Source organism: Mesobacillus jeotgali (assembly GCF_014856545.2).
In the GTDB taxonomy this organism is placed as follows: domain Bacteria; phylum Bacillota; class Bacilli; order Bacillales; family Cytobacillaceae; genus Mesobacillus.
In genome coordinates this window covers 2922550-2946221 of the sequence record NZ_CP109811.1, presented here as the reverse complement: position 1 = coordinate 2946221, position 23672 = coordinate 2922550, and the positions used below count along the sequence as shown (strand labels likewise).

Annotated in this window: 22 protein-coding genes and 2 other annotated features; of the genes, 18 read left to right on the top strand and 4 right to left on the bottom strand. The window is 42.3% G+C overall.

The features are described from left to right. Positions 1-19: 19 nt before the first annotated feature. The 3 genes from FOF60_RS15050 to FOF60_RS15045 all read left to right on the top strand — a co-directional run bounded on the left by FOF60_RS15050 (position 20) and on the right by FOF60_RS15045 (position 2080). Positions 20-820, top strand: a complete 801-nt coding sequence (locus FOF60_RS15050) for a DUF2935 domain-containing protein (protein WP_192470548.1) — start codon at positions 20-22, stop codon at positions 818-820. 160 nt (positions 821-980) lie between these two features. Continuing rightward, positions 981-1070: a putative holin-like toxin gene (locus FOF60_RS24580; protein ID WP_225649917.1), complete on the top strand. Its 90-nt coding sequence runs from the start codon at positions 981-983 to the stop codon at positions 1068-1070. Positions 1071-1309: 239 nt separating this feature from the next. Continuing rightward, positions 1310-2080 carry an alpha/beta fold hydrolase gene (locus FOF60_RS15045; protein ID WP_192470549.1) on the top strand — a complete coding sequence of 257 codons (771 nt, stop codon included), beginning with the start codon at positions 1310-1312 and terminating at the stop codon, positions 2078-2080. 27 nt (positions 2081-2107) lie between these two features. On the opposite strand, the gene FOF60_RS15040 is transcribed toward FOF60_RS15045, so the two are convergent. Beyond that, positions 2108-3376 carry a bacillibactin exporter BcbE gene (locus FOF60_RS15040; protein WP_192470550.1) on the bottom strand — a complete coding sequence of 423 codons (1269 nt, stop codon included), beginning with the start codon at positions 3374-3376 and terminating at the stop codon, positions 2108-2110. A 163-nt stretch (positions 3377-3539) separates the two neighbouring features. On the opposite strand from FOF60_RS15040, the gene FOF60_RS15035 reads away from it, so the two are divergent. From FOF60_RS15035 to trpA, 8 genes are all read left to right on the top strand, one after another. After that, positions 3540-4181 carry an MOSC domain-containing protein gene (locus FOF60_RS15035; RefSeq protein ID WP_192470551.1) on the top strand — a complete coding sequence of 214 codons (642 nt, stop codon included), beginning with the start codon at positions 3540-3542 and terminating at the stop codon, positions 4179-4181. Between the two features lie 61 nt (positions 4182-4242). Next, positions 4243-4490 (top strand) — a binding site (T-box leader). A 60-nt stretch (positions 4491-4550) separates the two neighbouring features. Next, positions 4551-4807: a binding site (T-box leader), on the top strand. A 225-nt stretch (positions 4808-5032) separates the two neighbouring features. Then, entirely contained in the window at positions 5033-6427 is a 1395-nt protein-coding gene (gene trpE, locus FOF60_RS15030) for an anthranilate synthase component I (RefSeq protein ID WP_192470552.1), read from the top strand. Then, positions 6411-7013: an anthranilate synthase component II gene (locus FOF60_RS15025; RefSeq protein ID WP_192470553.1), complete on the top strand. Its 603-nt coding sequence runs from the start codon at positions 6411-6413 to the stop codon at positions 7011-7013. The genes trpE and FOF60_RS15025 overlap by 17 nt, the downstream gene beginning before the upstream one ends. Further along, positions 6997-8022 (top strand): anthranilate phosphoribosyltransferase, encoded by a 1026-nt coding sequence (trpD, locus tag FOF60_RS15020; protein WP_192470554.1) that lies wholly within the window; start codon positions 6997-6999, stop codon positions 8020-8022. The genes FOF60_RS15025 and trpD overlap by 17 nt, the downstream gene beginning before the upstream one ends. Position 8023: 1 nt before the next feature. Then, the gene (gene trpC, locus FOF60_RS15015) at positions 8024-8812 is read left to right on the top strand and encodes an indole-3-glycerol phosphate synthase TrpC (protein ID WP_192470555.1); all 789 of its coding nucleotides are present in this window, start codon (positions 8024-8026) and stop codon (positions 8810-8812) included. Further along, entirely contained in the window at positions 8809-9447 is a 639-nt protein-coding gene (locus tag FOF60_RS15010) for a phosphoribosylanthranilate isomerase (RefSeq protein WP_192470556.1), read from the top strand. Before trpC ends, FOF60_RS15010 begins: the two co-directional genes overlap by 4 nt. Then, positions 9428-10633 carry a tryptophan synthase subunit beta gene (gene trpB, locus FOF60_RS15005; RefSeq protein ID WP_192470557.1) on the top strand — a complete coding sequence of 402 codons (1206 nt, stop codon included), beginning with the start codon at positions 9428-9430 and terminating at the stop codon, positions 10631-10633. Before FOF60_RS15010 ends, trpB begins: the two co-directional genes overlap by 20 nt. Then, the gene (gene trpA / locus FOF60_RS15000) at positions 10633-11415 is read left to right on the top strand and encodes a tryptophan synthase subunit alpha (RefSeq protein ID WP_192470558.1); all 783 of its coding nucleotides are present in this window, start codon (positions 10633-10635) and stop codon (positions 11413-11415) included. The genes trpB and trpA overlap by 1 nt, the downstream gene beginning before the upstream one ends. 53 nt (positions 11416-11468) lie before the next feature. On the opposite strand, the gene FOF60_RS14995 is transcribed toward trpA, so the two are convergent. Next, on the bottom strand, positions 11469-12068 hold the full coding sequence (locus tag FOF60_RS14995) for a class I SAM-dependent methyltransferase (protein ID WP_192470559.1): 600 nt from the start codon (positions 12066-12068) through the stop codon (positions 11469-11471). A 391-nt stretch (positions 12069-12459) separates the two neighbouring features. Here FOF60_RS14995 and FOF60_RS14990 point away from each other — a divergent pair, with 391 nt between their 5' ends. From FOF60_RS14990 to odhB, 5 genes are all read left to right on the top strand, one after another. Further along, a complete protein-coding gene (locus FOF60_RS14990) occupies positions 12460-13035 on the top strand; it encodes a hypothetical protein (RefSeq protein ID WP_192470560.1) in 576 nt (191 codons plus the stop codon). A gap of 142 nt (positions 13036-13177) precedes the next feature. Next, on the top strand, positions 13178-14236 hold the full coding sequence (mnmH, locus tag FOF60_RS14985) for a tRNA 2-selenouridine(34) synthase MnmH (protein ID WP_192470561.1): 1059 nt from the start codon (positions 13178-13180) through the stop codon (positions 14234-14236). Positions 14237-14432: 196 nt separating this feature from the next. Beyond that, positions 14433-14669, top strand: coding sequence for a hypothetical protein (locus FOF60_RS14980; RefSeq protein ID WP_192470562.1), 237 nt, complete (start codon positions 14433-14435; stop codon positions 14667-14669). 303 nt (positions 14670-14972) lie between these two features. Next, positions 14973-17783: a 2-oxoglutarate dehydrogenase E1 component gene (gene sucA, locus FOF60_RS14975; protein ID WP_192470587.1), complete on the top strand. Its 2811-nt coding sequence runs from the start codon at positions 14973-14975 to the stop codon at positions 17781-17783. A 1-nt stretch (position 17784) separates the two neighbouring features. Next, a complete protein-coding gene (gene odhB, locus FOF60_RS14970) occupies positions 17785-19086 on the top strand; it encodes a 2-oxoglutarate dehydrogenase complex dihydrolipoyllysine-residue succinyltransferase (protein WP_192470563.1) in 1302 nt (433 codons plus the stop codon). 934 nt (positions 19087-20020) lie between these two features. On the opposite strand, the gene FOF60_RS14965 is transcribed toward odhB, so the two are convergent. Further along, positions 20021-20929 carry an NERD domain-containing protein gene (locus FOF60_RS14965; RefSeq protein WP_192470564.1) on the bottom strand — a complete coding sequence of 303 codons (909 nt, stop codon included), beginning with the start codon at positions 20927-20929 and terminating at the stop codon, positions 20021-20023. Positions 20930-21131: 202 nt separating this feature from the next. Beyond that, complete coding sequence (gene sda, locus FOF60_RS14960; protein WP_192470565.1) at positions 21132-21266, bottom strand: sporulation histidine kinase inhibitor Sda; 135 nt, start codon at positions 21264-21266, stop codon at positions 21132-21134. A 317-nt stretch (positions 21267-21583) separates the two neighbouring features. Between sda and FOF60_RS14955 the strand changes: the two genes are divergently transcribed. Together FOF60_RS14955 and FOF60_RS14950 are read left to right on the top strand one after the other, a co-directional pair. Next, positions 21584-22717 (top strand): MBL fold metallo-hydrolase, encoded by a 1134-nt coding sequence (locus FOF60_RS14955; RefSeq protein ID WP_192470566.1) that lies wholly within the window; start codon positions 21584-21586, stop codon positions 22715-22717. 296 nt (positions 22718-23013) lie between these two features. Beyond that, positions 23014-23583, top strand: coding sequence for an FAD-binding protein (locus FOF60_RS14950; RefSeq protein ID WP_192470567.1), 570 nt, complete (start codon positions 23014-23016; stop codon positions 23581-23583). Positions 23584-23672: the final 89 nt, after the last annotated feature.

Below are 23672 nucleotides of genomic sequence, written 5' to 3'. Positions count from 1 at the left end.
TTGTGAGGAGGGAAAGAGGATGGAAAGGGATTTCAAAGCTGCTGCCTTGTATGAACACCGTTTTTGGCTTCAGGTTCTTGGTGACCATGGGAGATTCCTGCACGAGTCGCTTGTACCTGTAGAGCAGGAGGAAATAGAAACGGCGAAGTACTTTATAAATACCTTTGACAGACTGCTGCAAAGGGTCGAAACAACAGATCTCATTCATTTGAGCATGAGAGCAGATGAAGAAGCAAAGAAAATCCGGCAATTTAAGCTGGATCTGATAGAAAAAATGCTGACTGGCAATATCAAAATCCATTTCGGCCCAACCTTTGTAAACCATATGGTAAATGAGGTTGAGGAATATATCAGAGTTCTTGAGTATCTAAAAAGAGGAGAGGTACCGCCGGTATTCCACGAATTGCATCATCATACGGTCTGGCTGCTAGACGCTGCAGGTCATGCCGGTGCCATCCAAAGCAATCTTGATCAGGTTGAAAAACGTTTGAAAGCAAAAAGTGAGAAATACATGAAGCATTTTGAGGACTTTTACTTGAAAGCAGTCGAGATGACGGGTTATCTGCGAACGAATTTAAGTTCATTCCCAGCTCTGCAAAGGATGAATCAAGAGGTCTCAGTGGAAATTCAACTCTTCATGAAGTTTCTTGATGAATTAAAGGAACTCGAGTTGACTGAACAGGCACTGGGCAGCTTTGCTCCGCTAATGGCTGACCATATGTTCAGGGAAGAGTGCTATTATTTATCCAAAGTCGCCGAAGCGGCCTCAATAAATAAGCCGGAATGCGATCCTGGGAAGCCAAGATTGAAGACAGACTGAAGGGTGGGGGATACTAGATAGAATTCATTCCGTCTAGTATCTTAGCCCTAATTTTGTTCTAATACAGAACAGATGTTCTTATTTTGGACAAGGTTATGTTATACTTGAGAAGCAATAGTCAATCTCAAGGTGTTCGGCTAAGCCCCGGAGGAAGGGGGTGATGCCTTTGACGGTATTCGAAACCTTTATGGCTATGTTTTCATTTGCCAGTCTAATCCTCGCAATCCTAACGTTAAGCCAAAAAAAATAGACCTCCTACTATAATACAGTGAGAGGTCCATCTGCTTCTCTTGCCGAACCTCAGGCGGGAACGGCTATTGCGGAGACTGCTGGTGGGCCAACACCGGCAGTCATTCTTTACATTCATACAATACAAGAATACCATACGAGACTGTCATTGTCACGGTTATAAGGTTTTATGCATGAGATGTTTTCCGATTTGGCTATACTAATGAAGTTGTATAATCCATGCATAGGAGTGAATGACGGATGCCTAGATGCACATTAGAATATGGTGATCTCTATTACGATGAGATTGGGCAGGGAAATCCAATTATCTTTCTGCATCCACCTGGTATGGGGAGGAAGGTATTTGAATTTCAGAAGCCGCTGAGCGAACGATATAAGCTTATTTTCCCCGACTTAAGCGGTCATGGGGAGTCTTCTGCTACATTGAAAAACGTTACCATCCAAAGGTATGCAAAAGAAGTGTTGGAGCTGGCTGACGCTATTGGCCATGAAAAAGTGACGTTATGCGGCTATTCCTCCGGAGGAAGCATCGCTCAGGAATTCGCCCTTACCCACCCGGAACGAACAGAATCAATTATCCTATGTGGAGGCTTTGCTGAGGTGCAATCTCCCTCATTGAAATATGAACATATGCTGGGGATGTATTTCGTCAGGAATTCACCAAAAACCCTGGCGAAGGTGATTGCAACCGCTCACACTTTCGATAAGAACTACAGGACCGAACTGATTGAACATATGTTGAAGACAGATTTAAATACATGGTTCCATTTTTACCATGAGTCATTGAATTATTCTTGTATCGGACGGCTGAAAAATTTGAATGTCCCTTTATTGCTTATTTATGGGGCGAGGGATTTTATCAACCAGCACTTAAGGGCGTATGAAAGAGAGCTTAAAGATTTCCGGACAGCGATCATCCCAAAAGTCTCTCATCAGGTGCCTGTAAAGAAATGGCTGGAGTTCAATGATGAAGTGGCCAATTTTATGGAAGAGCTATCAGCCAGGCGGTAAAAAAACGCATTGTTCGAATCAATGCGTTTACGCCTCATGTTTATCCGGTTTTATGGCAATAAATGTTGCAAGAGCGGCAGCAATACTTAATACGGTCAAGATAATGAACATTAGCTTATTAGAATTTTTCATCATTAAAGCGATGACAGGAGGGCCTGCAGCTACTCCGATGAATCTCATTGAGCTGTATAAGGATGTAATGGTCCCTCGTTCTTCTTTTTCAATACTCTCAGTGATCAATGCATCCAGTGGAGGCAGGCTTGCTCCAATACCAATGCCAGCAACGAGGAACATGGAAATCAAAAACCATAGCTCTCTTGAAAAACTTAAGAGGGCCACTGAAATGCCAAGCAACACTAAACTCGTGAACGTAATCCATTTCATAAGGACCATGTTCTTCTTAATTACTTTTCCAGTAATAAATGATGAAAGACACAGAGCCCCTAAAGGCAGGGCAAGAAACAGTCCTTTTTTCAGATCCTTTATCCCATACTTGTTCTCCAGAATATCTGACAAGTAAAATAAGACCCCAAACAACACGAACATGACTATTGCACCAATAAAAAAGATGGCATAAAGCCAGCGCCCATTCTCGGTAAAAGTCAGTTTAATTTTTTTAATGAAATCCTTAAAAGGTAATGGTTTTTCTTTCTTTTTTGGACTTTTTACTAGAAAAATCATCATTATGATCGAAAGTGCACAGAACACTGGTATTGAAAAAAATGGGATAAACCAGATGAATCCTGCCAGGAAGGAGCCTAACACTGGGCTGAGAACCTTTCCTAGCGTGTTTGCAGTTTCGATTTCTCCAAGGGCACCGCTCACCTCATCATCGTTTTTAAACATATCTCCAACAAGGGGCAAAACGATTGGAAAAGCTCCGGCTGCTCCCACACCCTGCAAGGCTCGGCCGATTAAGACAACCCAGTATCCATCGTTCATTTGCCATGAGGCCCAACCAGATATAGTTCCGCCAATTCCAGTGATGATCAGGCTGGGGATGATGACTTTTTTTCGCCCTATATGATCGGATAGATACCCGGCTACCGGTATTAAAAATATGGCTACTATTGAATATACAGTTATGATTAGGCTCGATTGGAAGGCAGAAATGCCCATTTCCTTTTCCATGACAGGCAAAACAGGAATCAGCATCGAATTACCAAGTGTCATCACAAGTGGAATGGATGCGAGAGAGACAATTGCCCATTTTTGATTATTGACATTATCCTTTTTCGTATCTTTTTTATCCGAAACTCCACCGGATTTTGGAAACAAGTTTTCAATATAATTCATGATTATAACCTGCCTTTTTTCATACTATTTTTAGTGTGGACTTAAACTACAGAAAAAACAGATGTCTTTTTATGGGAAAGATCTTAGCTGTGAACAATCCTTATGGAGTTTTTAGAGCGAAAAGGATAAAATAATTGGAAAAGGCTTGAAGGTTGGTGGAGTCATGACGCAAATATTATATCTGAATGTTGGGATGCCGGAGCTTAAGACCTGGAACGGCAAACAAGAACGATCAGCAATTGGAAAAAAAAGAGTGGAACAAGCATTACTAACAAAAGAATCCTTTCAGGGAGATGGCGTGGCAGCAACAGAATTTCATGGAGGGCCTGACAGAGCTGTTTGTTTTTATCCCGCAGAGCATTATCCAAAATGGTCAGTTGAATTTGGAAAGGAATTAGCACCTCCAACCTTTGGCGAGAATATTTCAGCCCCAGGCATGTTGGAAGCCGATATCTATATTGGTGATACATTCAAGCTTGGAGAATCTGTGATTCAGGTAACACAGGGAAGGATTCCGTGTTCAAAAATATCAAAGAATAACCAAATTGACATGCTGCTGAAAAGGGTTGTCGAGACTGGCTATACAGGCTATTTTTTCCGCGTTCTCCAAGAGGGAATGGTCTATGAAGACTCCGAAATTACTTTTTTGGAGAGGATACAAAATAACTTTTCAATTTTAAGGGCAAATGAAATTTATTTTCACCAGAGGAAGGACTATCAGTCGATTGAAGAACTTATAGAAATCGAGGGATTGGCAGAAGACTGGAAGAGAAACCTTGAGAAGATTTTGTTGCAGAAAAATTAAAATATTTCATTTTTTTGTTTGACATTTGTTAATCACCGCTTTATTATAATGATTAATATATTAATGAGTGATGACGAAGAGTAGTAACTGGATCAGGTACCCCAGAGAGCTGATGGTTGGTGGAAATCAGTGTAACTGTTGCAGCGAATGGACTTCCGAGCTTCCGGACCGAACCCTTATGGCAGTAGGCTCTGGCGAAATGGCCTTATCGTTATAAAAGGCAGGCATTAAGCATTCAATGCTCGATGCTGTTAAAGTGAGCTGTTTTACAGCTAATTAAGGTGGCACCACGGGTCTCTCGTCCTTATTGTATTCAATAAGGATGGGGGGCCCTTTTTGTCTGCTGGTAAATATCGATAATATTATTATGTTAACTCGTTGAACAAGAAGAGTAAGCAGGATATTTCTGTTGCAGAGAGCCGGGTTTGGTGTGAACCGGTACAGGAATACTTGCCGAATGGCCTTGTGAGAGGCAGCCTGAAGTAACAGTAGGGCTGCCCGGACTCCTCCGTTAAAAGGATAGGGTATATCGAAAGCTTGTTTTGGTTTTCCTGTACCTGAAAAGAGGGAGCTCTTATAGCTCCAATTTGAGGTGGCACCGCGGTCCAATCGTAATCGTCCTCTATACAGCACAATCATTGTTGTGCATGTATAGGGGACTTTTTTATTGGCTGTTGATTTACGTTCCAGGCGCTTCGCTTTCCGCGGGCAGTCGGGGAGCCTCCTCGTCGCAAGCTCCTGCGGGGTCTCCCCATGACTTGCTCATCCCGCAGGAGTCTTCGCGCCTTCCACTACAATCAACAGGATTTGATAAAAGCTTTTTCATCTTGTCTATTTTAAGGAGGATTTGTATGAATGTAGAAGCTCCAGATGTTTTTATTGAGGAAATTGAGGGAGATACATTAACGCCTATATCTGTATTTCAAATGATATCAGGAAAGAAAAAGTTCCTTCTGGAAAGTTCTCATAAACATAATGATTCCGGCCGGTTTTCTTTTATTGGCTGTGATCCGGTTTACGAGCTTTTGAATGAAAAGGGCGAGACCTTTCTGTCAAAGAAAAGGGTTAAGGAGCGAGTAAAAGGCCCATTTTCCAGAGCGCTGAAGGAAATGCTTCCTAAATTGACTGCTGATTTTGATATTCCTTTTATAGGAGGAGGCGTGGGTTTTGTCAGCTATGATTTCATTCGCGATTTTGAAGACATTGGGCCGCTGAAGGAAGACCCTCTCGAAATGCCAGAAGCGCATTTAATGTTCTTCAATGAAGTCATCGTGTTTGATCATCTTAAACAAAAGATCAACCTGATCGGCATTCCCTTCCCAGGATACAGCAATGACGAGCTTATAAAGAAATTAAAAAAGCGAAAAGACGAACTGGAGTCGTCAGTCAATAAACCACCTGTCAATCGATTTACACTATCAGATTTTAGTACATCGCAAAACAGGGAGGAGTTTGAAAAATCTGTCAAGACCGCAAAGAGCCTGATTGAAGAGGGAGAAATCTTTCAGGTTGTGCTATCAAGAAGGCTTTCAGCGGATGCCAAAGGAGATCCCTTTTCGTTTTATCGGAAGCTTAGAGTGGATAATCCCTCCCCTTATATGTACTTCATTGACTTTGAAGGCTATGTTGTTGCCGGTACCTCCCCTGAAAGCCTTGTGAAGTACAGGAATGGAACGATGATTACAAATCCAATTGCAGGAACAAGGCCAAGAGGAAAAACAGCTGAGGAAGATATAAAACTGGAATTGGAATTAGAACAGGATGAAAAGGAATTAGCCGAACATAAGATGCTTGTTGACCTGTCAAGGAATGATTTGGGAAGGATCTGTGAGATTGGCAGTGTTAAGGTGGATAAATTCCTGGCTGTCGAGAGGTTTCAGTTTGTCATGCATCTCGTATCAGAGGTGAGCGGGAGGCTCTTGCCAGAAGCTCATCCAGTTGATGGACTGGCGGCATGTCTGCCTGCAGGGACAGTGTCAGGAGCTCCAAAAATTCGGGCGATGCAAATCATCAACGAACTTGAAGCTGAAAAAAGAGGTGTTTATTCAGGAGCAGTCGGTTACTTCTCTGCTTGCGGGAGCATGGATTTTGCCCTCGCAATCAGAACATTGGTTGTCAAGGGTGGCAAAGGGTATCTGCAGGCAGGTGCTGGTATTGTATATGACTCTGATCCTGCAAAAGAATTCGATGAAACCAACCATAAATTAAAAGCATTGATGGAGGCAGCCAATGATTCTACTCATTGATAATTACGATTCATTTACCTATAACCTTTATCAGTATCTAAGCGAACTTGGGGCTGAAGTGATAACGATCCGGAACGATAAAATAACGGTTAAGGAAATCTTGAGATTGGAACCTGAAGCAATCGTCCTTTCTCCAGGTCCAGGCAGGCCGGAGCAAGCCGGGATCTGTATTGAAACTGTTAAACAATTGGCTCCATCAATCCCGATCCTGGGGATATGTCTTGGGCATCAGGCGATAGCCCATGCATTTGGCAGCTCGATCATCAAGGCAAAAAAAATCAGGCATGGCAAGGAATCTAAGCTCAGACATACAGGAACTTCACTAATGAATCATCTAGAGGAACATCCTGAAGTCATGAGATATCACTCCTTGGTGATCGACAGGACGTCGCTGAATGAAGATTTCCAGGTTTTGGCTGAAGCAGCTGATGACGGCGAAATCATGGCAATCAAGCATAATCATTATCCTTTATATGGACTACAGTTTCATCCAGAGTCCATTGGAACGAAGAGCGGAAAGCAGATTTTATCGAATTTTATTACTGAAATCAGAGAGGGGACTTTAACTCATGAAACAGTATCTTGAAATGGTAGTCGAAGGAAAATCACTGTTGGAGCATGAAATGGAAGAAGCGGTCCAGGAAATTTTCAACCAGGATACATCAGATGCCGAAATCGCATCATTTTTGACTGGACTTAAGTTGAAAGGAGAAAGCGCTGAGGAAGTATCAGGTTTGGTAAAGGCAATCAGAAAACATGCGCTCAATTTTACAAAAAATATACCGAATGTTCTGGACAATTGCGGAACAGGAGGGGATGGATCCAAAAGCTTCAACATTAGCACCACTTCCGCATTTGTAATTGCAGGTGCCGGAATTACGGTAGCAAAACATGGTAACAGAAGCGTATCGAGCAAGACCGGAAGCGCGGATGTTTTGGAAGCTCTTGGTGTCAGTTTGGACTTTTCTCCGGAAGCAACAGAAGAAATCCTTGAACAGAATGGGATTGCATTCCTGTTTGCCCCACATGTTCATCCGAAACTAAAACAAATCATGAAGGTAAGAAGGGACCTAAAAATCCCTACAATCTTTAATTTAATCGGGCCACTGACAAATCCTGTACAGCTTGATTACCAGCTGCTTGGAATTTACCGCAGGGATATGATCGATAAGTTTGCCCATGTGCTGGCAAATCTGAACAGGAAGCGGGCAATCGTCATTAACGGAGCAGGAGGAATGGATGAAGCCTCTCTTGCGGGCGAGAACGAAATGGTCATCGTTTCTGAAGGGGAAATCAAGCGATTCACGCTTAATCCAGAGGAAGTCAACTTGCCCTTATACGATAACAGCAGGATCAAGGGCGGGGATGCACGGGATAATGCTGACATATTGCTCCAAGTCCTTCAAGGCAAAAAAGGAGCTCACCGGGATACAGTGCTGCTGAACGCAGGTTTGGGAATTTATACTGCCGGAGAGGCGGAATCGATTCTGCAAGGAGTGAATCTGGCTGCGGAAAGCATCGATTCTGGCAGGGCACTAACCAAACTGGAGAATTTAATCAGCATAAGTAATCAAAACAAAAAGGCGGTAGGATGAGATGGGTACAATGCTTGATTCAATCATAGAAAGAAAAAAAGTTGAGGTGGAAGAGCTGAGGAAGTCAGCAAAGGAAATAACTGAAAACTCTTCGAACCCACGATCTCTGTTAAAAGCCCTAAGAGAGGCAAACAATGTAGCCATCATATCGGAATTTAAAAGAGCTTCACCTTCGAAAGGAGACATCAATCTTTCTTTGGACCCTGCTAAGCAGGCAAAACTTTATGCACTGTCTGGTGCATCGGCTATATCTGTGTTAACGGATGAAAAGGGGTTTAAGGGGACTTTCAACGATTTGAAAGAAGTCAGAAATGCCGTGGAGCTTCCGGTTCTCTGCAAGGATTTTATCGTTGATCCAATCCAAATAGACATAGCCCTTTCCGCTGGAGCAGATGTCATTTTGCTCATCGCATCCGCATTGCCCCAGGAAAAGCTGGCTGATCTATACGAGTATGCTTCTGAAAAGGGACTTGAGTGTCTCGTTGAAATCCACGACGAATCAGATTTGGAAAAGGCACTCGATATAAAAGCTCAAATCATCGGAATCAACAATCGCGATTTGAGAACATTCGAGGTCAACCTGGAGAATACCGAAAAACTAGGACCTCTTGTCAAAAAAGCAGGCGCCTTGCTGATCAGCGAAAGCGGTATAAAAACGAGGGAGGACATAATCCGTGCTGCAGCTGCAGGTGCAAACGGCGTATTGATTGGAGAAACTTTTATGACTTCAACGGATATCAAAAAAACTTTCACTCATTTCACTGTTCCTATTGTGAGGGATTTTGCATGAAGGTTAAGATTTGCGGCATTAAAACGGTTGAAGCAGCTAGCCATGCTGTAGAGAATGGTGCAGACGCTATTGGATTTGTCTTTGCCGAAAGTAAAAGGCAAATAGCAGTTCTGCAGGCACAACAGATTATTGCTCACGTACCGGCACATGTCTGGAAGGTAGGAGTTTTTGTAAATGAGGATGCTGCAACAATACAGCAAATCGCAGAAACTGCCGGCCTTACACATATCCAGCTTCATGGTGATGAGGATCCTGATGATTATCGATCAGTTGGGCTGCCGTTAATAAAAGCTGTTTCGGTTAAGTCACCGGAAGATCTTGAGAAAATTGATGATATAAAAGCGGATTTTATCCTTCTTGACAGTCCTCCAGTAGAATATCGGGGAGGAAACGGGTTAAGTTTTGAGTGGGACCTGGCAAATGCATTAAAAAAATCAAACACCAATGTAATCCTGGCAGGTGGCTTGGATTCTGTAAACGTCAGCAAAGCAATTGCAAAGGTCAGCCCCTTGATGGTTGATGTCAGCAGCGGTGTCGAAACAAACGGAGAAAAGGATCTAGTAAAAATAAAGGGATTTATCAATAGCGCAAAAAAATTGGGGGAGGAAATGCAGAATGAGTTCAATTACTTATAATTTACCAGACGAAAAGGGGCATTTTGGCAATTACGGAGGCAGGTTCGTCCCAGAAACATTGATGCAGGCTGTACTCGAATTGGAGAAGGAATACAAGAGGGCACAAGAAGACGAGGAGTTCCATAGCGAATTGCAAAAATTAATGAAGGATTACGTAGGGAGGGAAACGCCATTATATCTAGCCGGAAATCTCACGGAACATGCCGGCGGGGCAAAAATATATTTGAAACGGGAGGACCTTAACCATACAGGAGCCCATAAAATCAACAATACTGTCGGCCAGGCCTTGCTTGCAGTCAGGATGGGCAAACGGAAAATCGTAGCTGAAACAGGTGCTGGACAGCATGGAGTTGCTACTGCGACAGTCTGTGCCCTGCTAAATTTGGAATGTGTGATTTTCATGGGCAAAGAGGATATCAGACGGCAGCAATTAAATGTTTTCAGGATGGAACTCCTGGGGGCAAAGGTGGTCAGTGTAGATGCTGGCAGCGGGACATTGAAGGATGCGGTCAATGAAGCTCTTCGCTACTGGGTTACAAATGTCAGGGATACTCATTATATACTTGGGTCTGTAATGGGTCCTCATCCGTTTCCAAAAATGGTTCGTGACTTTCAGAGCGTCATCGGCAAAGAAACAAAACAGCAATTTTTCGAGAAAGAAGGAAAGCTGCCCGATGCCCTTGTAGCTTGTATTGGAGGGGGCAGCAACTCGATTGGTTTATTTTATCCGTTCATTGAGGATGAAAGTGTGTCCATTTATGGAGTAGAAGCAGCAGGTCTGGGACTGGCAACCGACAAGCACGCCGCTTCACTGACCAAGGGCAAACCAGGAGTGCTCCATGGCGCAATGATGTATCTTCTGCAGGATGAGGACGGTCAAATTCAGGAAGCGCACTCGATTTCAGCTGGCCTAGACTACCCTGGTATTGGTCCTGAGCATAGCTACCTTCATGATATCAATAGAATCACGTATGAATCCGTAACGGATGACGAAGCACTTCAAGCATTTCAACTGATTTCAAAATTAGAGGGAATCATCCCTGCTCTGGAAAGTGCACATGCCATTGCGTACGCAGTCAAGCTAGCCGCTGGGATGAGCAAAGATGAGAGTATCGTTGTCTGCTTATCTGGCCGCGGTGATAAAGATGTTCAGACAATTAAGGACAGGATCGGAGGACTGGAATAATGGATAAAATTCAGAAGGCTCTTACTGAAAAAGAAAAAAAGGCTTTTGTTCCATATATAATGGCTGGTGATGGAGGACTTGAAACCCTTAAAGAGAAGCTGCTGTTTTTACAGGAGTGTGGTGCCGATGCGGTAGAACTTGGCATCCCCTTTTCAGATCCTGTTGCGGATGGGCCCACAATCCAGGAGGCTGGTATCCGGGCGCTTAGCAGTGGAACTACCTTGAGAAAAGTATTGGAGACGATCCAAACCTTTAAAACTGAAATCTCAATTCCTCTAATTCTAATGACTTATTTGAATCCCCTTGTAGCATACGGGATCAAAAAGTTTGCCGAAGATGCTGCAAACGCCAGTATATCTGGGTGCATCATCCCCGATCTTCCTCTTGAGGAGGAGGATTTCATTCTTCCGGCGCTCGAGCAGCATGAAATCTCCTTAATCAGGCTAGTGACACTCACAACACCAGTTGAGAGAATAAAGGAAATCGGCTCCAGGGCAACAGGCTTCATTTATGCCGTAACGGTAACAGGTATCACGGGTGCAAGAAACAATTTCAGCGAGGATCTTGCTGCTTTCCTAAGTTCGGTTAAAAGTGTCAGTTCCGTCCCGGTGCTTGCAGGGTTCGGAGTTTCAAACGCTGAACAAGTAAGGGAAGTATGCATGCATTGCGATGGTGTAATCGTTGGAAGCAAGATTATTGATTTATTTGAACGTAGAGAGCTTGATGGAATAAAACAGCTCGTTCGAACTGCCGAAGAGGTTAGTTTACAAGTTTACAAGTAATCATAAATCGCTAAAAAAAGGCAAAGAAATAGCCGCTGCCTTCCAAGCATCGGCTATTTCTTTTCTGCAGTTACACATACTGTCAAAACAGGTCTTACCTGCAGATATGATATCTCCGGGTTTTTGAATCCGGCATTCATCAAATCTTTTTTCATGGTTTCTCCCAATTGCTTGGCTGTCTCTGCAGTCGATCCTTCTTCTCGAGGCTGGACAGTCAGGACGATTCTGCCTCCTATTTTCGACAATCGAAATAAATGCCTTAAGGAAGTCTGCGGTTGGTCCCAAAGAGGGTAATTATTTACCGAGATAATCTTATTGTAACGATGATCGGGTTGGAAGTCGGCAACATCACCTATAGTCAGTTGTACTTTCCCTGTTTCAATCCATTCTTTATTTCTCTTTGCTGCCTCATCCTTCATTTTTGCAGATAAGTCAATTCCATCCACTTCAATTCCGCGAAAATTTGACATTAAAGTCTTTATGCCATAACCGGGACCGAAGCCAACTTCCAAGATGCGATCATTTTTATTCACTTGAAGTTTGTTAATACTCCATCTATTGATTTTGCGATTCTCAAAATACATTATAGTTCCTGCCAGCTTTCCAAGAATGCCTTTTGGCTTCTCAAACTGCTTTGCCATCGAATCTATCATATTCGTCACTCCTGATTTTTTTACCCGGATTATTCCTGGTTGTTCTTTTATACCAGTTCTCGCTTATTTTTAAACTTCTCAACCTTTTAATACCTATCATTTTATCCTCTAGAGAAATGATGAAAGCAATACAATGCGGAAATAAAGACAGTCAATTCTGAAAATTATTTCTCGGGAAAGCGCAGAAACGGACAATATACAACAATAAAAGAATGCTAAACGAAAAAAATGACTAAATTTGTCAGGTTTGATAATTTTATATTTTTTCTTAAAGCGTGCGATTTGTTACAGTACATTCAATTATTTGTTGTATATACTTTACTTAAAGTTTTTCACGGCTGAAAATATAAGAGACGAAATATTTAGTTTTTAATAAAGGACGTTGAACGAGATGAAAATGTACGAAGCGATTCTCGATATTTTAGGTAAAAAGGGAAATGCGACGATACCAGTGATTTGTCAGGAAATGAGTGGGCATGAACAAAGCGTTGTAAGTGAGAATGAACTAGTAGAACCTTCTGATATAAAAACACTTGTTAGCAGCAATAATGAATTATTTCTATTAAAAGATGATATCGTTTCAATAAGGCCTGATAAAGAGCCCCTTTTGATGACAGTGGTATTGCATGGATATCCTGGACCTGAAATGAGGGTGAGAATAGATTTTAAAAGGAACATCTTCACGTACTTTGAATGGCATCTTGATTCTAAAGCTCCCGAGCCGCTTGAAGTCGGCACCTTTGGAAGCGTGGAGGATTTTAAAAAGAAGCTGTATCCTATGAAGTTATGGAAGTGGGAAGAAGATTATCAAACAGAAGGCATTGTAGTGGATGGTACCAGCTGGTCAGTCAAACTAAAAACAAAAGGCAGGACCTATGAAAGCAGGGGCCTTGACTCTTTTCCAGAACATTGGAGGGAATTTTGCCAGGCAGTCAGTGTACTCGTAGGCAAAAAGTTTTCATGTTAACCGCAGACCTTCTGCGGTTTTTTCTTTTCAAAGTATGATAGGATTAGGCTGATTTAAGGGAATAATGGTGAAAAATCTGCTTGTTTTAGGTACAATAAGTAGATGTAGTTTTAAACATGCGACCATGGAGGTCAATCGAGAAATGAAAGATATATCAGTACAACAATTAATCAACTCAAAGGAATATATACCAGTCGATGTCAGAGCGCCAATCGAGCATCGTGAATCGGCAATACCAGGGTCGGTCAATATACCATTATTCACAGATGAAGAAAGACAAGAAATTGGCACCCTTTATAAGCGGTCGGGTGAAGAGGCGGCCAAATGGCGGGCTATGGAGATTGTTTCACCTAAGCTTCCACGCTTGCTCGGCGAGATTAAAGATCTCAAGAAGACAGGTGCTGAACCTGTGATTCATTGTTGGAGAGGCGGGATGCGGAGCAGGTCTGTAGCATCTTTCCTTGAATATGCCGGAATCCCTGCCATGCGTCTGGAAGGCGGTTATCGGGCGTACAGGGAATATATTTTAGAGAAAACTCCTCAGTTGCTGCCCGAAAAAGCTATCGTTTTGCATGGAATGACAGGTACTGGAAAAACGGATATCTTACAGGCTCTCCAGGAAAAGGGATACCCCGTTGTCGATCTGGAAAAAATCGCAAACCATAGGGGATCCATTTTCGGAATGATTGGCAAGGGAGAGGCGCACAATCAGAAAACATTTGACGCTTTACTGTTTGAAAGGCTGAATGAGCTGACAGGTTCCAACTACTTTATCATTGAAGCGGAGAGCAAAAGAATCGGGCGGGCTGCCCAGCCGGAAGAATTGCTCTATAAAAAACAAAATGGAATCCATTTCCTGATCAGAAGCTCTATACCTAAAAGAGTTGAACGCATATACGATGAATATGTTCAGCCTTTTATCGGAGAGGCCTGGTTTGAAGAAGAAGTCACGGAGAAGGTAACAAAGCTGATAAGGCGTATCAATCATGAAATATCACCCTCTTTAGCATTAGCTCTGGAAGAAAAAAGTTATAAAGATTTGATTGAGATTTTACTGGTCCATTATTATGATCCCCGGTATAACCACGCACTGTTAGAGTATGATGGTCCTTTTGTAGAAATTGATGCAGACGCCCCAGATGTCATACAAAATATAGAAAAAGAAATACAAAAGACACTTTCTGGCTCAACAGCGGTTTAAACTGACAGAATATAAGGTAATTAAGTAGGGAAGGCATTAAAAATGCTTTCCCTTTTCTTTTTGGCCTATAAGTAAGCTCGTCTTTTTGCAGGGTGAAATTATTTTGCAGTTTGGACATTAATTATGATATTTGTCACGCAAAATTCTGAATATTTGATATATAATTTGAACAAGGAACATTTACAGGAGGGTGAATATGCGCGAATCGAAAAATTGCCACCACCGTTTTTCTTTGCACGAGGAACATGTTGGGTTTACAACCAATGATGGTGTAGACATTTTCTCAGCTGGATCAAGATTTCAGAAGTGCATAACATGCGGGCATATTGAAATGCCTGTAGAACATAGTGAAATGATCGAGCCCAGTCAGATTGAAAAAAGAAATAATCTTTTTGCACCCAAAAACATGTTTGCTACAATGATGAGTTTATAGATTATAAGGCAACAATCTCAAAAACCGGTATAACCGGTTTTTTTATTGTCCTTTTTAGCAGTAATAGTTTTTTCGGAATAATAAAAGTATGTATTTAATTAACACTATCTCCATAGTCAAAACCTTTGGTTAAAAGGGAAAATCATGTTAATATATTAATGTAAACGGTTGATGTCTGAATTATAATATTATTCTCTGAATTAACAGTTAGAAATAAAGAACTACAGGGTAACAGATAATTAGCGAATATAGTATTGGCAAGGGGGTTTTTTTGTGAAAAAGCCAGTAACAGGGAATAAGGCAATGTGGCCGGGATTTCATGGGCCAAACCAGGGGTATGTCGACGAATTATACGAAATGTACCTTAAAGATCCTGATTCCGTTGAAGCTGATATCAAGGAATATTTTGAACAGCATTCTAATCTTCAATTTAAAGAATCTGAAATGCGTAATGAAGAAACATTTGTAGAAAGAGCAGCGGGGTCTCCGGCGAAAATCGCAGCTGCATTGAGATATGCTGATTATATCCGTTCTTATGGCCATTTATCTGCTAATATTTATCCATTGCAGTTTAGCAGTAAGGATCCTCAACTTGATGACTATGAAAAATGGGGAATGACTGATGCTGATTTGACGGACATTCCAGTAGATCTCATATGTCCGAGTGCCCCTTCTTCTATAAAGAATGGAAAAGAGGCTTTTCAATTCCTTAAGCAGGTTTACTCCGATACAATTGCGTACGAATTTGAACATGTAAATGAAATGGCTGAAAAGGAATGGCTAAGGCAGAAGGTTGAGTCTGGCCAATTGATCCCTAAAGTGAATACTGAAAGTAAAATCAGTTTATACGAACGTCTTACTGAGGTCGAGAACTTCGAAAAGTATCTGCACCGGACTTTCGTCGGCCAAAAGAGGTTTTCAATCGAAGGCCTTGATTCAATGGTTCCTCTTCTTGATGAGGTTATCGCTGGTGCAGTGAATAATGGTGTTGAAACAATTAACATAGGAATGGCACACAGGGGGAGACTCAATGTCCTTGCCCATGTTCTCGGTAAACCGTATGAAATGATTTTTGCAGAATTCCAGCATGCACCTAATAAAGAGCTGGTTCCATCAGAAGGATCTATTGGAATTAATTTCGGTTGGACCGGCGATGTTAAGTATCACCTTGGACTTGACCGGAAGATAAAGTCAGACAATACAGCGAATGCAAGACTGACTCTGGCCAATAACCCGAGCCACCTGGAATTTGCAGGTGCTGTGGTTGAGGGCTTTACGCGAGCCGCTCAGGATGACAGGAACGAACCTGGATACGCAAAATATGATCCAGTTAAAGCGATGGCAATCCTGATCCATGGAGATGCTGCATTCCCGGGGCAGGGAATTGTGGCCGAAACGTTGAACTTAAGCCGTTTGAACGGATATAAAACCGGCGGAACCATTCACGTCATCGCCAATAACACCATTGGCTTCACTACAGAATCAATGGATTCACGTTCCACTCGTTATGCAAGCGACCTTGCAAAGGGTTATGAAATTCCGATCATTCACGTCAATGCTGATGATCCTGAGGCTTGCTTGATGGCAGCCAGGCTGGCTTTTGAATACAGAAAAACTTTCGGGAAGGATTTCTTGATTGACCTGATTGGGTACCGACGATTTGGCCATAACGAAATGGATGAGCCAATGACTACAAATCCTGAAATGTATGTACTGGTCCACAAACATCCGACAGTTAAGAAACTCTATGGCAATAAGCTGGTAGATCAGGGCTCCATGTCTGATGAGAAAAGAAACGAGATTGAGCAAAGAGTCACGAACAGGCTGACAGAGGCTTATGAAAAAGTCCCGAAGAAAGAAAAGGAAGTAACAAACGAACCCGATATTCCAGAAGTAGTGGAAATGGGAATACCAGAGATTGAAACTGGGGTGCCAATCGAAGCATTAAGAAAAATAAACAGTGATCTGCTTAACTGGCCTGAAGGGTTCAATGTTTTTAATAAATTGGAGAAAATTCTTCAGAGAAGGAAAGAGGCCTTTTCTGAGAGCGGTAAAATTGACTGGGGACTGGCGGAAACATTGGCGTTTGCTTCAATAGTTAAAGACGGCACACCAATCAGGCTTACAGGACAGGATTCAGAGAGAGGAACCTTCGCCCAGAGAAATCTGGTTTTGCATGACAGTGAAACAGGAGAGCAATTTTCACCACTCCATGTATTGCCTGATGCAAAAGCATCCTTCTCGATTCATAACAGCCCGCTATCTGAAGCGGCTGTAGTGGGATTTGAATATGGGTATAACGTATTCGCCCCGGAAACTTTAGTCCTTTGGGAAGCGCAATATGGTGATTTTGCCAACGCTGCCCAAGTGTTGTTTGATCAGTTCGTGGCGGCTGGCAGAGCGAAGTGGGGACAGAAATCCGGTCTGGTCATGCTTCTGCCTCATGGTTATGAAGGACAGGGTCCAGAGCATTCAAGCGGCAGAGTAGAAAGGTTTTTAACACTCGCAGCAGAGAACAACTGGACTGTTGCAAACCTGTCTTCTGCAGCTCAATATTTCCATATCCTTAGGAGACAGGCGGCGATTTTAAAGCAGGAGGCTGTACGCCCGCTGGTGTTGATGACACCTAAGAGCCTGCTGAGAAATCCTACGGTTGCAGCGGATCCACAGCAATTGGCCGAAGGCAGCTTCAAACCGATCATAGAGCAGCCAGGACTTGGCGGCCAGCCGGAAAATGTGGAGCGCGTAGTACTGTGCACTGGAAAAGTGAGCATAGATATTGCTGAAAAAATAAAGCTGGAAGAGCATGGATGGCTGCATGTATTGAGAATTGAGGAAATCTATCCTTTCCCGCTTGAACTTTTAAAAGAGAAGATGGGACGTTATCCGAACTTAAAAGAAATCGTCTGGGTCCAGGAAGAACCAAAGAATATGGGGGCATGGACCTTCGTCGAGCCAAGAATCAATGAAGCAGCACCAAAAGGGCTGGAAGCTTCGTATATTGGCAGAAGAAGACGATCAAGCCCTGCAGAGGGAGATCCGAACATCCACAAGTTGGAGCAGGCTAGAATTGTTAGAGATGCACTGACAAGGACAAATGGAGGAGGAATTTAAAATGGCAGAGATTAAAGTTCCTGAATTGGCCGAATCGATCACCGAGGGAACGATTGCCCAATGGCTGAAAAAAAAGGGTGATCAAGTCGAGAAAGGTGAATATGTCGTTGAACTGGAAACCGATAAAGTTAATGTTGAAATTATCTCTGACTATGACGGAGTATTAACGGAGCTGCTCGCAGAAGAAGGAGATACAGTGAAGGTTGGGGAAGCAATCGCAATTGTTGGTGAACAGGGGAGCGCAGGAAACGACCAGAATACTGGAGAAGCAGGAAGGGAGACTGAGTCACCTGATGAACGTGCTGACCTTTCTAAGAAAGGGGAAAGCACTAAAGCGAGTCAATCCGGAGGACAGCCTGCTGCTGAGGAAGCATCCTCGGAGCGCATCATTGCATCACCTGCTGCAAGAAAGCTGGCCAGGGAAAAGGGTATAGATTTGAGCAAGGTAACATCTCAGGATCCGCTTGGCCGAGTTAGGAAACAGGATGTGGAGTCATTTAATCCGGGGCAAAAGTCAACAGGTGAAAGTGCTGCACAAAAGCCAGCGGGTGAAAAAGCTGCTGCGCCAAAGGCTTCTCCTGCCGGAAATACTGCTGATGACAGCAGGGTCGAACGTATCAAGATGTCAAGAAGACGCCAGACTATTGCGAACAGGCTTGTAGAGGTCCAACAGACAGCAGCGATGCTTACGACCTTCAATGAAGTCGATATGACGGCTGTTATGGAATTGAGGAAGAAATGGAAAGATCGCTTCTATGAGGAGAACGATGTTCGTTTAGGGTTTATGTCATTTTTTACGAAAGCTGTAGTGGCTGCGTTGAAAAAGACTCCTTACCTGAATGCTGAAATCCAGGGAGACGAAATCGTCCTCAAAAAGTTTTATGACATTGGCGTCGCTGTTGCCGCTGATGAAGGACTTGTAGTGCCGGTCATCAGGGACGCAGACCGAAAAAACTTTGCCGAAATCGAAAACGATATAAACGAATTGGCTGAAAAAGCACGAACAAACAAACTTTCCTTGAAAGACCTTCAGGGAGGAAGCTTTACGATTACAAACGGAGGCGTATTTGGATCATTGCTGTCCACACCGATCATCAATGGCCCGCAGGTAGGTATCCTCGGAATGCATACCATCCAGCTTCGTCCCGTAGCAATCGATAAGGACCGCATGGAAAACAGGCCGATGATGTACATTGCATTATCCTACGACCACAGGATCGTCGATGGAAAGGAAGCCGTTACCTTCTTGAAGCGGATTAAAGAACTAATGGAAGACCCAGAATCGTTGTTGTTACAGGGTTAACTTTTGGAAGCACTGCCGGTAGTTTTTATTGGCAGTGCTTTTTATTACGGTTTGAAGGTACATATGGGAACATAGAAGGGAGAGGAGCTATGTTAGTTAGCTTAGGGAAAGTCAAAAGGTAGAGAAGAAGAATAACTGCCATTAGTAGGCGCAACTTTAGACAGGTTTGATGTGATTAGAAGAAAAGCTGTCAAAAGGTAGCTTAACTTAAGACAGTTTTGGCGTGAGAAGAAGAAAAACTGTCAAAAGTAGGAGCAACTTCAGACAGATTTGGCGTGAGAAGAAGAAAAACTGTCAAAAGAAAGCGCAACTTCAGACAGATTTGGCGTGAGAAGAAGAAAAACTGTCAAAAGAAAGCGCAACTTCAGACAGCTTTGGCGTGAGAAGAAGAAAAACTGTCAAAAGTAGGAGCAACTTAAGACAGTTTTGACGTGAGAACAAGAAAAGCTGTCGAAAAGTAGGAGCAACTTAAGACAGATTTGGCGGGAAAAGAAGAAAAGCTGTCAAAAGAAAGCGCAACTTCAGACAGCTTTGGCGTGAGAAGAAGAAAAGCTGTCAAAAGAAAGCCCAACTTAAGACAGTTTTGGCGTGAGAACAAGAAAAGCTGTCAAAAGTAGGAGCAACTTCAGACAGTTTTGGAGTGAGAACAAGAAAAGCTGTCAAAAGTAGGAGCAACTTAAGACAGTTTTGGCGGGAAAATAAGAAAAGCTGTCAAAAGGTAGCCCAACTTAAGACAGGTTTGGCGTGAAAGGAAGAAAAATTGTCAAAAGAAAGCCCAACTTCAGACAGGTTTGGCGTGAGAAGAAGAAAAGCTGTCAAAAGAAAGCATAACTGCATGCAGGTACATCTGGTAAAAAAGAAAACCTGCCTGAACACTGACACTTAGTCAGCGACAGACAGAATTGACATGTAAAAGCAACTTTGAGAGCCCAGCTTACTTAAAATAACTATCACTAGTCTTTCCTACTAAAACGTAATGTTTCTTCAACACCCTCAAAAACGTCCTCCTGCTAACCTTCCGATTGCACCACTCATAAACGAGTTGCGTGGTGATCTTCTTTTCAGGAAACAGCACTTTGATTTCCTCGATATGCCGGACGATTGCCTTTTCGATTCTTTCATGGGTCCCGCATTTTCCACAAACGAGATCATGATGATCGATTTCGGTATTCAAGGATCCGCACTCCCGGCAATACATTCCTTTTTCCAGTTGGTCATATTGGTAGGCAGGCAGAGTTGCGAAAGGGTTTTTAACCTGATGCAGGGAAAGCAATGTTTGGGCGAGTTTTTTGTGGCTATCATCCAATTTTGAGGGGGTACTGTTTAACTCTTTAAGAAATCGATTAACTTGTGTTGGTAAAATGATCGGTTGATCCATCGGAGCCTGGTATAGGGTGAATTCAGGATTGTTGAAGATGACGGAGGCACGGACTAGGTGATTCATCTTGAGGTTTTGAAGGAGCTGCCGGAACAGGGTCTCACTACGAGTCAATTGAATGACGGGGTTTTTGTATTCTCGATTCGTACGGACGGAATATAATTGGTCTCCATCGAGATAGTAATCGCCTTCGTGATATTTGATATCGATAAGATAAACTCCATCCTGTGCAATGATTACTTTATCCAGCTGAAAATAAGAGTTATTAACTTGGAGTAGGAGGTCGTCGATGATATACCTTTCTTCAGTGATGTTTTCGGTCATCCGGTCGAAGATCATTTCTCCTGCAAAACCCTTTTCCATCTTCCAAAGCTGGAACTTATCCTGTGATGATAATTCCATTCTTCTGTTTAAATGCCTTAATGCGATTAATTCCATTGGCTCAGTGCGTGCTTTTAGTAACATGGTCCACTTCCTTTCTATAAGCTAATTTTAATCTAAACTCACATTCAGTTTTGTGAATTTTTTGTTAACTTTTCAGCGGGTAGTAAAAAACCGACTGTCTGCAAGCGCCTTAGCTTTCCAAGGTAATAAAAAAACCGCTCTACTGCCAATATGGCAGCAAGCGGCTCTTGTCATCAGGCGAAAAATGTTTTCTTGTTTCTGATTAACGATTTTTAAATGGCTTGAGTCCTCTTTTGGAGATTTCTGTTTTAAGTATTTTTGCCCATTCTTTATCATGTTCCGACTTTAATGCATCACGATACGAGACCACCAACTGTTCATTGCTCATAATTTTCATTTGCATTCCTCCTCGGTAAGAATGGATTGAATTTTCAAACTATATTATATAGTTTCATTCATTGTAAAGGTTTATTAAGGATTTGAAAACCCATTATGAAGAATTTTTATTAGAAATTTTTTCATGTTTTGATAAGCTGTCAAAACCAGTTTTATAATGGGAAACTGCTTTAGAATCTGGACAAAACACCATAGTCACATTATTAAACAAAAAAAAGCTTGCAATTTACTTACCAAAAATATATCATATACCCATGAGGGTATTAAATGGGGATTTGATGCTCGACAGATTCATTTTTTACAACGGGAGGAATTATAATGGGAATGCAAGCAATCACTGCTGAAAAATTAAATGAATGGGTAGTAAACAAAAAAGAATTTTTTATTTTTGACGTAAGGAATGTTAAAGACTTTGAAGACTGGAAGGTTGAAGGTGAAAAAATTGATTACCTTAATATCCCTTACTTTGACTTAATCGATGGTGTTGATGACGTAGTTGACCAGCTTCCGAAGGATAAAGACATCGTGGTGATCTGTGCTAAGGAAGGTTCTTCAGTAATGGTTGCTGAAATGCTTTCTGATGCAGGTTTTGATGTTTCCTATCTTTCTGGCGGGATGAAATCCTGGAGCGAATACCTATATCCGGTTGAAGTATATAAGGATGAAAAAGTCAAAGTCCTTCAATTCATACGTGTTGGAAAAGGCTGTCTTTCATATATGGTTCTTTCTGAAAATGAGGCACTTGTTGTGGATCCATCAAGGTTCACTAACCGTTACACTGAAGTTGCAGAAAAGGAAAATGTGAAAATTACACACATCGTTGATTCTCACCTTCATGCTGACCACCTATCCGGCGGCAAGGAGCTGGCTGAGGCCACAGGAGCGAAATATTACCTGATGAAGAGTGAAGGAGCGGTATTTGACTTTGAAGCGCTGGAGCAGCATGATAAAATTGAATTCGAGAACATCACACTTGAAGTCTTGGCGGTTAAGACACCTGGACATACCCCTGGTAGTGTTTCGTTCTTTGTGAATAATAAACTTCTATTCTCAGGCGATACTATCTTTGTAAATGGCCTTGGACGCCCAGACCTTGGCGGAAAAGCTGCTGAGTGGGCAAAAGACCTGTATGAGACCGTTTATAGCAAAGTATCTCAAATTGCGGATGACGTTATTGTATTGCCGGGACACTATGCTGCCTTTGATGACGAAGTAAATGAAGAAGGTTTCATTGGAAGCCAATTAGGTTTGATCCGCAATCAAAATGAAATTATGGCAGGTAAAACAGTTGATGAATTTGTTGACCATGTAGCTCAATCTGCATCAAGTGAGACACCGCCAAATTTTGAAGATATTGTTGCGATCAACCGCGGTGTAAAAGAAGTGACAGCAGAAGAAGCAATGGAGCTGGAAATCGGCCCTAACCGCTGCGCTGTTCACCACACTCACTAAAAAACAAAAAGAGGGAAGCTTTGCTTTCCTCTCTTTTTAAGTCTAATGATTGCTTGTGAGGTGAGGATTTGGAAGAAAATAAAAAAAATAACCATTGTGCAGGCGGTTCCTGAGGAGTCGGACCAAAGCGTACAGGTGATGAAGGGCAAGGGAAGTTTTCTGGCTTTCCGCCTATATGACCAGCCACGTACGTATGGCTCCTGGCAGGAGTCATTTATTTGATTTCAAAGTTATTCTAAAGAAAACCTCCCAATAGAAAAGGGGAGGGTACATAAGATTCAGGAGGGAAAATTTGAATGCTGGATGTACTAGTGATTGGAGGCGGGATTTCAGGTGGATCAGCTGCAATTTATACTTCCCAGGGCGGATTGAAAACTGCAGTCATCGATTCAGGAAAATCCCAAATCAAACAAGTTTCAAAGCTTTTTAATTATCCGGGAATCAAAGAAATTACCGGTTCAGAACTTTTGGATAACATTAAAGACCAGGCTATTGATGGGGGCGCTGAATGGCTTGAGGGTTCGGTTGAAACAGTTACACGGAACGATCACGGCTATTCAGTTAAATTGACTGATGGCAATGAAAGAGCTGCGAAGTACCTGATTATTGCCACGAACCTTCAAACTTCATTGCTTGAAAGCCTAGGATTTGAGTTGGCAGTAAATGAGAAGGTACCTAGCGGGAAAATAAAAAAAGTATTGGGGATTGAGCACGATGGAACCACAAGACTCCCAAATCTATATATCACCAGCTTGTTAGCGGGTCTTTCAAGTCAATCCGTGATAGCTGCGGGACATGGCGCTTCGATCGGAATATCGATTGTGTCAAAAGAAACTGGCAAGTCCTATATGTGGCATGACAAGTAACTTTTCAAGCGGGGAATTTTCCCTGCTTTTTTATTTTTATTTTTAGTAAAAAGGGAGGAATGTATTTTAAAAATATTGAATATTCAAAC

Coding starts and splice junctions, on each gene's coding strand:
- FOF60_RS15050 (WP_192470548.1), top strand. CDS start 20: ATGGAAAGGGATTTCAAAGCTGCTGCCTTGTATGAACACCGTTTTTGG.
- FOF60_RS24580 (WP_225649917.1), top strand. CDS start 981: ATGCCTTTGACGGTATTCGAAACCTTTATGGCTATGTTTTCATTTGCC.
- FOF60_RS15045 (WP_192470549.1), top strand. CDS start 1,310: ATGCCTAGATGCACATTAGAATATGGTGATCTCTATTACGATGAGATT.
- FOF60_RS15040 (WP_192470550.1), bottom strand. CDS start 3,376: ATGAATTATATTGAAAACTTGTTTCCAAAATCCGGTGGAGTTTCGGAT.
- FOF60_RS15035 (WP_192470551.1), top strand. CDS start 3,540: ATGACGCAAATATTATATCTGAATGTTGGGATGCCGGAGCTTAAGACC.
- trpE (WP_192470552.1), top strand. CDS start 5,033: ATGAATGTAGAAGCTCCAGATGTTTTTATTGAGGAAATTGAGGGAGAT.
- FOF60_RS15025 (WP_192470553.1), top strand. CDS start 6,411: ATGATTCTACTCATTGATAATTACGATTCATTTACCTATAACCTTTAT.
- trpD (WP_192470554.1), top strand. CDS start 6,997: ATGAAACAGTATCTTGAAATGGTAGTCGAAGGAAAATCACTGTTGGAG.
- trpC (WP_192470555.1), top strand. CDS start 8,024: ATGGGTACAATGCTTGATTCAATCATAGAAAGAAAAAAAGTTGAGGTG.
- FOF60_RS15010 (WP_192470556.1), top strand. CDS start 8,809: ATGAAGGTTAAGATTTGCGGCATTAAAACGGTTGAAGCAGCTAGCCAT.
- trpB (WP_192470557.1), top strand. CDS start 9,428: ATGAGTTCAATTACTTATAATTTACCAGACGAAAAGGGGCATTTTGGC.
- trpA (WP_192470558.1), top strand. CDS start 10,633: ATGGATAAAATTCAGAAGGCTCTTACTGAAAAAGAAAAAAAGGCTTTT.
- FOF60_RS14995 (WP_192470559.1), bottom strand. CDS start 12,068: ATGATAGATTCGATGGCAAAGCAGTTTGAGAAGCCAAAAGGCATTCTT.
- FOF60_RS14990 (WP_192470560.1), top strand. CDS start 12,460: ATGAAAATGTACGAAGCGATTCTCGATATTTTAGGTAAAAAGGGAAAT.
- mnmH (WP_192470561.1), top strand. CDS start 13,178: ATGAAAGATATATCAGTACAACAATTAATCAACTCAAAGGAATATATA.
- FOF60_RS14980 (WP_192470562.1), top strand. CDS start 14,433: ATGCGCGAATCGAAAAATTGCCACCACCGTTTTTCTTTGCACGAGGAA.
- sucA (WP_192470587.1), top strand. CDS start 14,973: ATGTGGCCGGGATTTCATGGGCCAAACCAGGGGTATGTCGACGAATTA.
- odhB (WP_192470563.1), top strand. CDS start 17,785: ATGGCAGAGATTAAAGTTCCTGAATTGGCCGAATCGATCACCGAGGGA.
- FOF60_RS14965 (WP_192470564.1), bottom strand. CDS start 20,929: ATGTTACTAAAAGCACGCACTGAGCCAATGGAATTAATCGCATTAAGG.
- sda (WP_192470565.1), bottom strand. CDS start 21,266: ATGAAAATTATGAGCAATGAACAGTTGGTGGTCTCGTATCGTGATGCA.
- FOF60_RS14955 (WP_192470566.1), top strand. CDS start 21,584: ATGGGAATGCAAGCAATCACTGCTGAAAAATTAAATGAATGGGTAGTA.
- FOF60_RS14950 (WP_192470567.1), top strand. CDS start 23,014: ATGCTGGATGTACTAGTGATTGGAGGCGGGATTTCAGGTGGATCAGCT.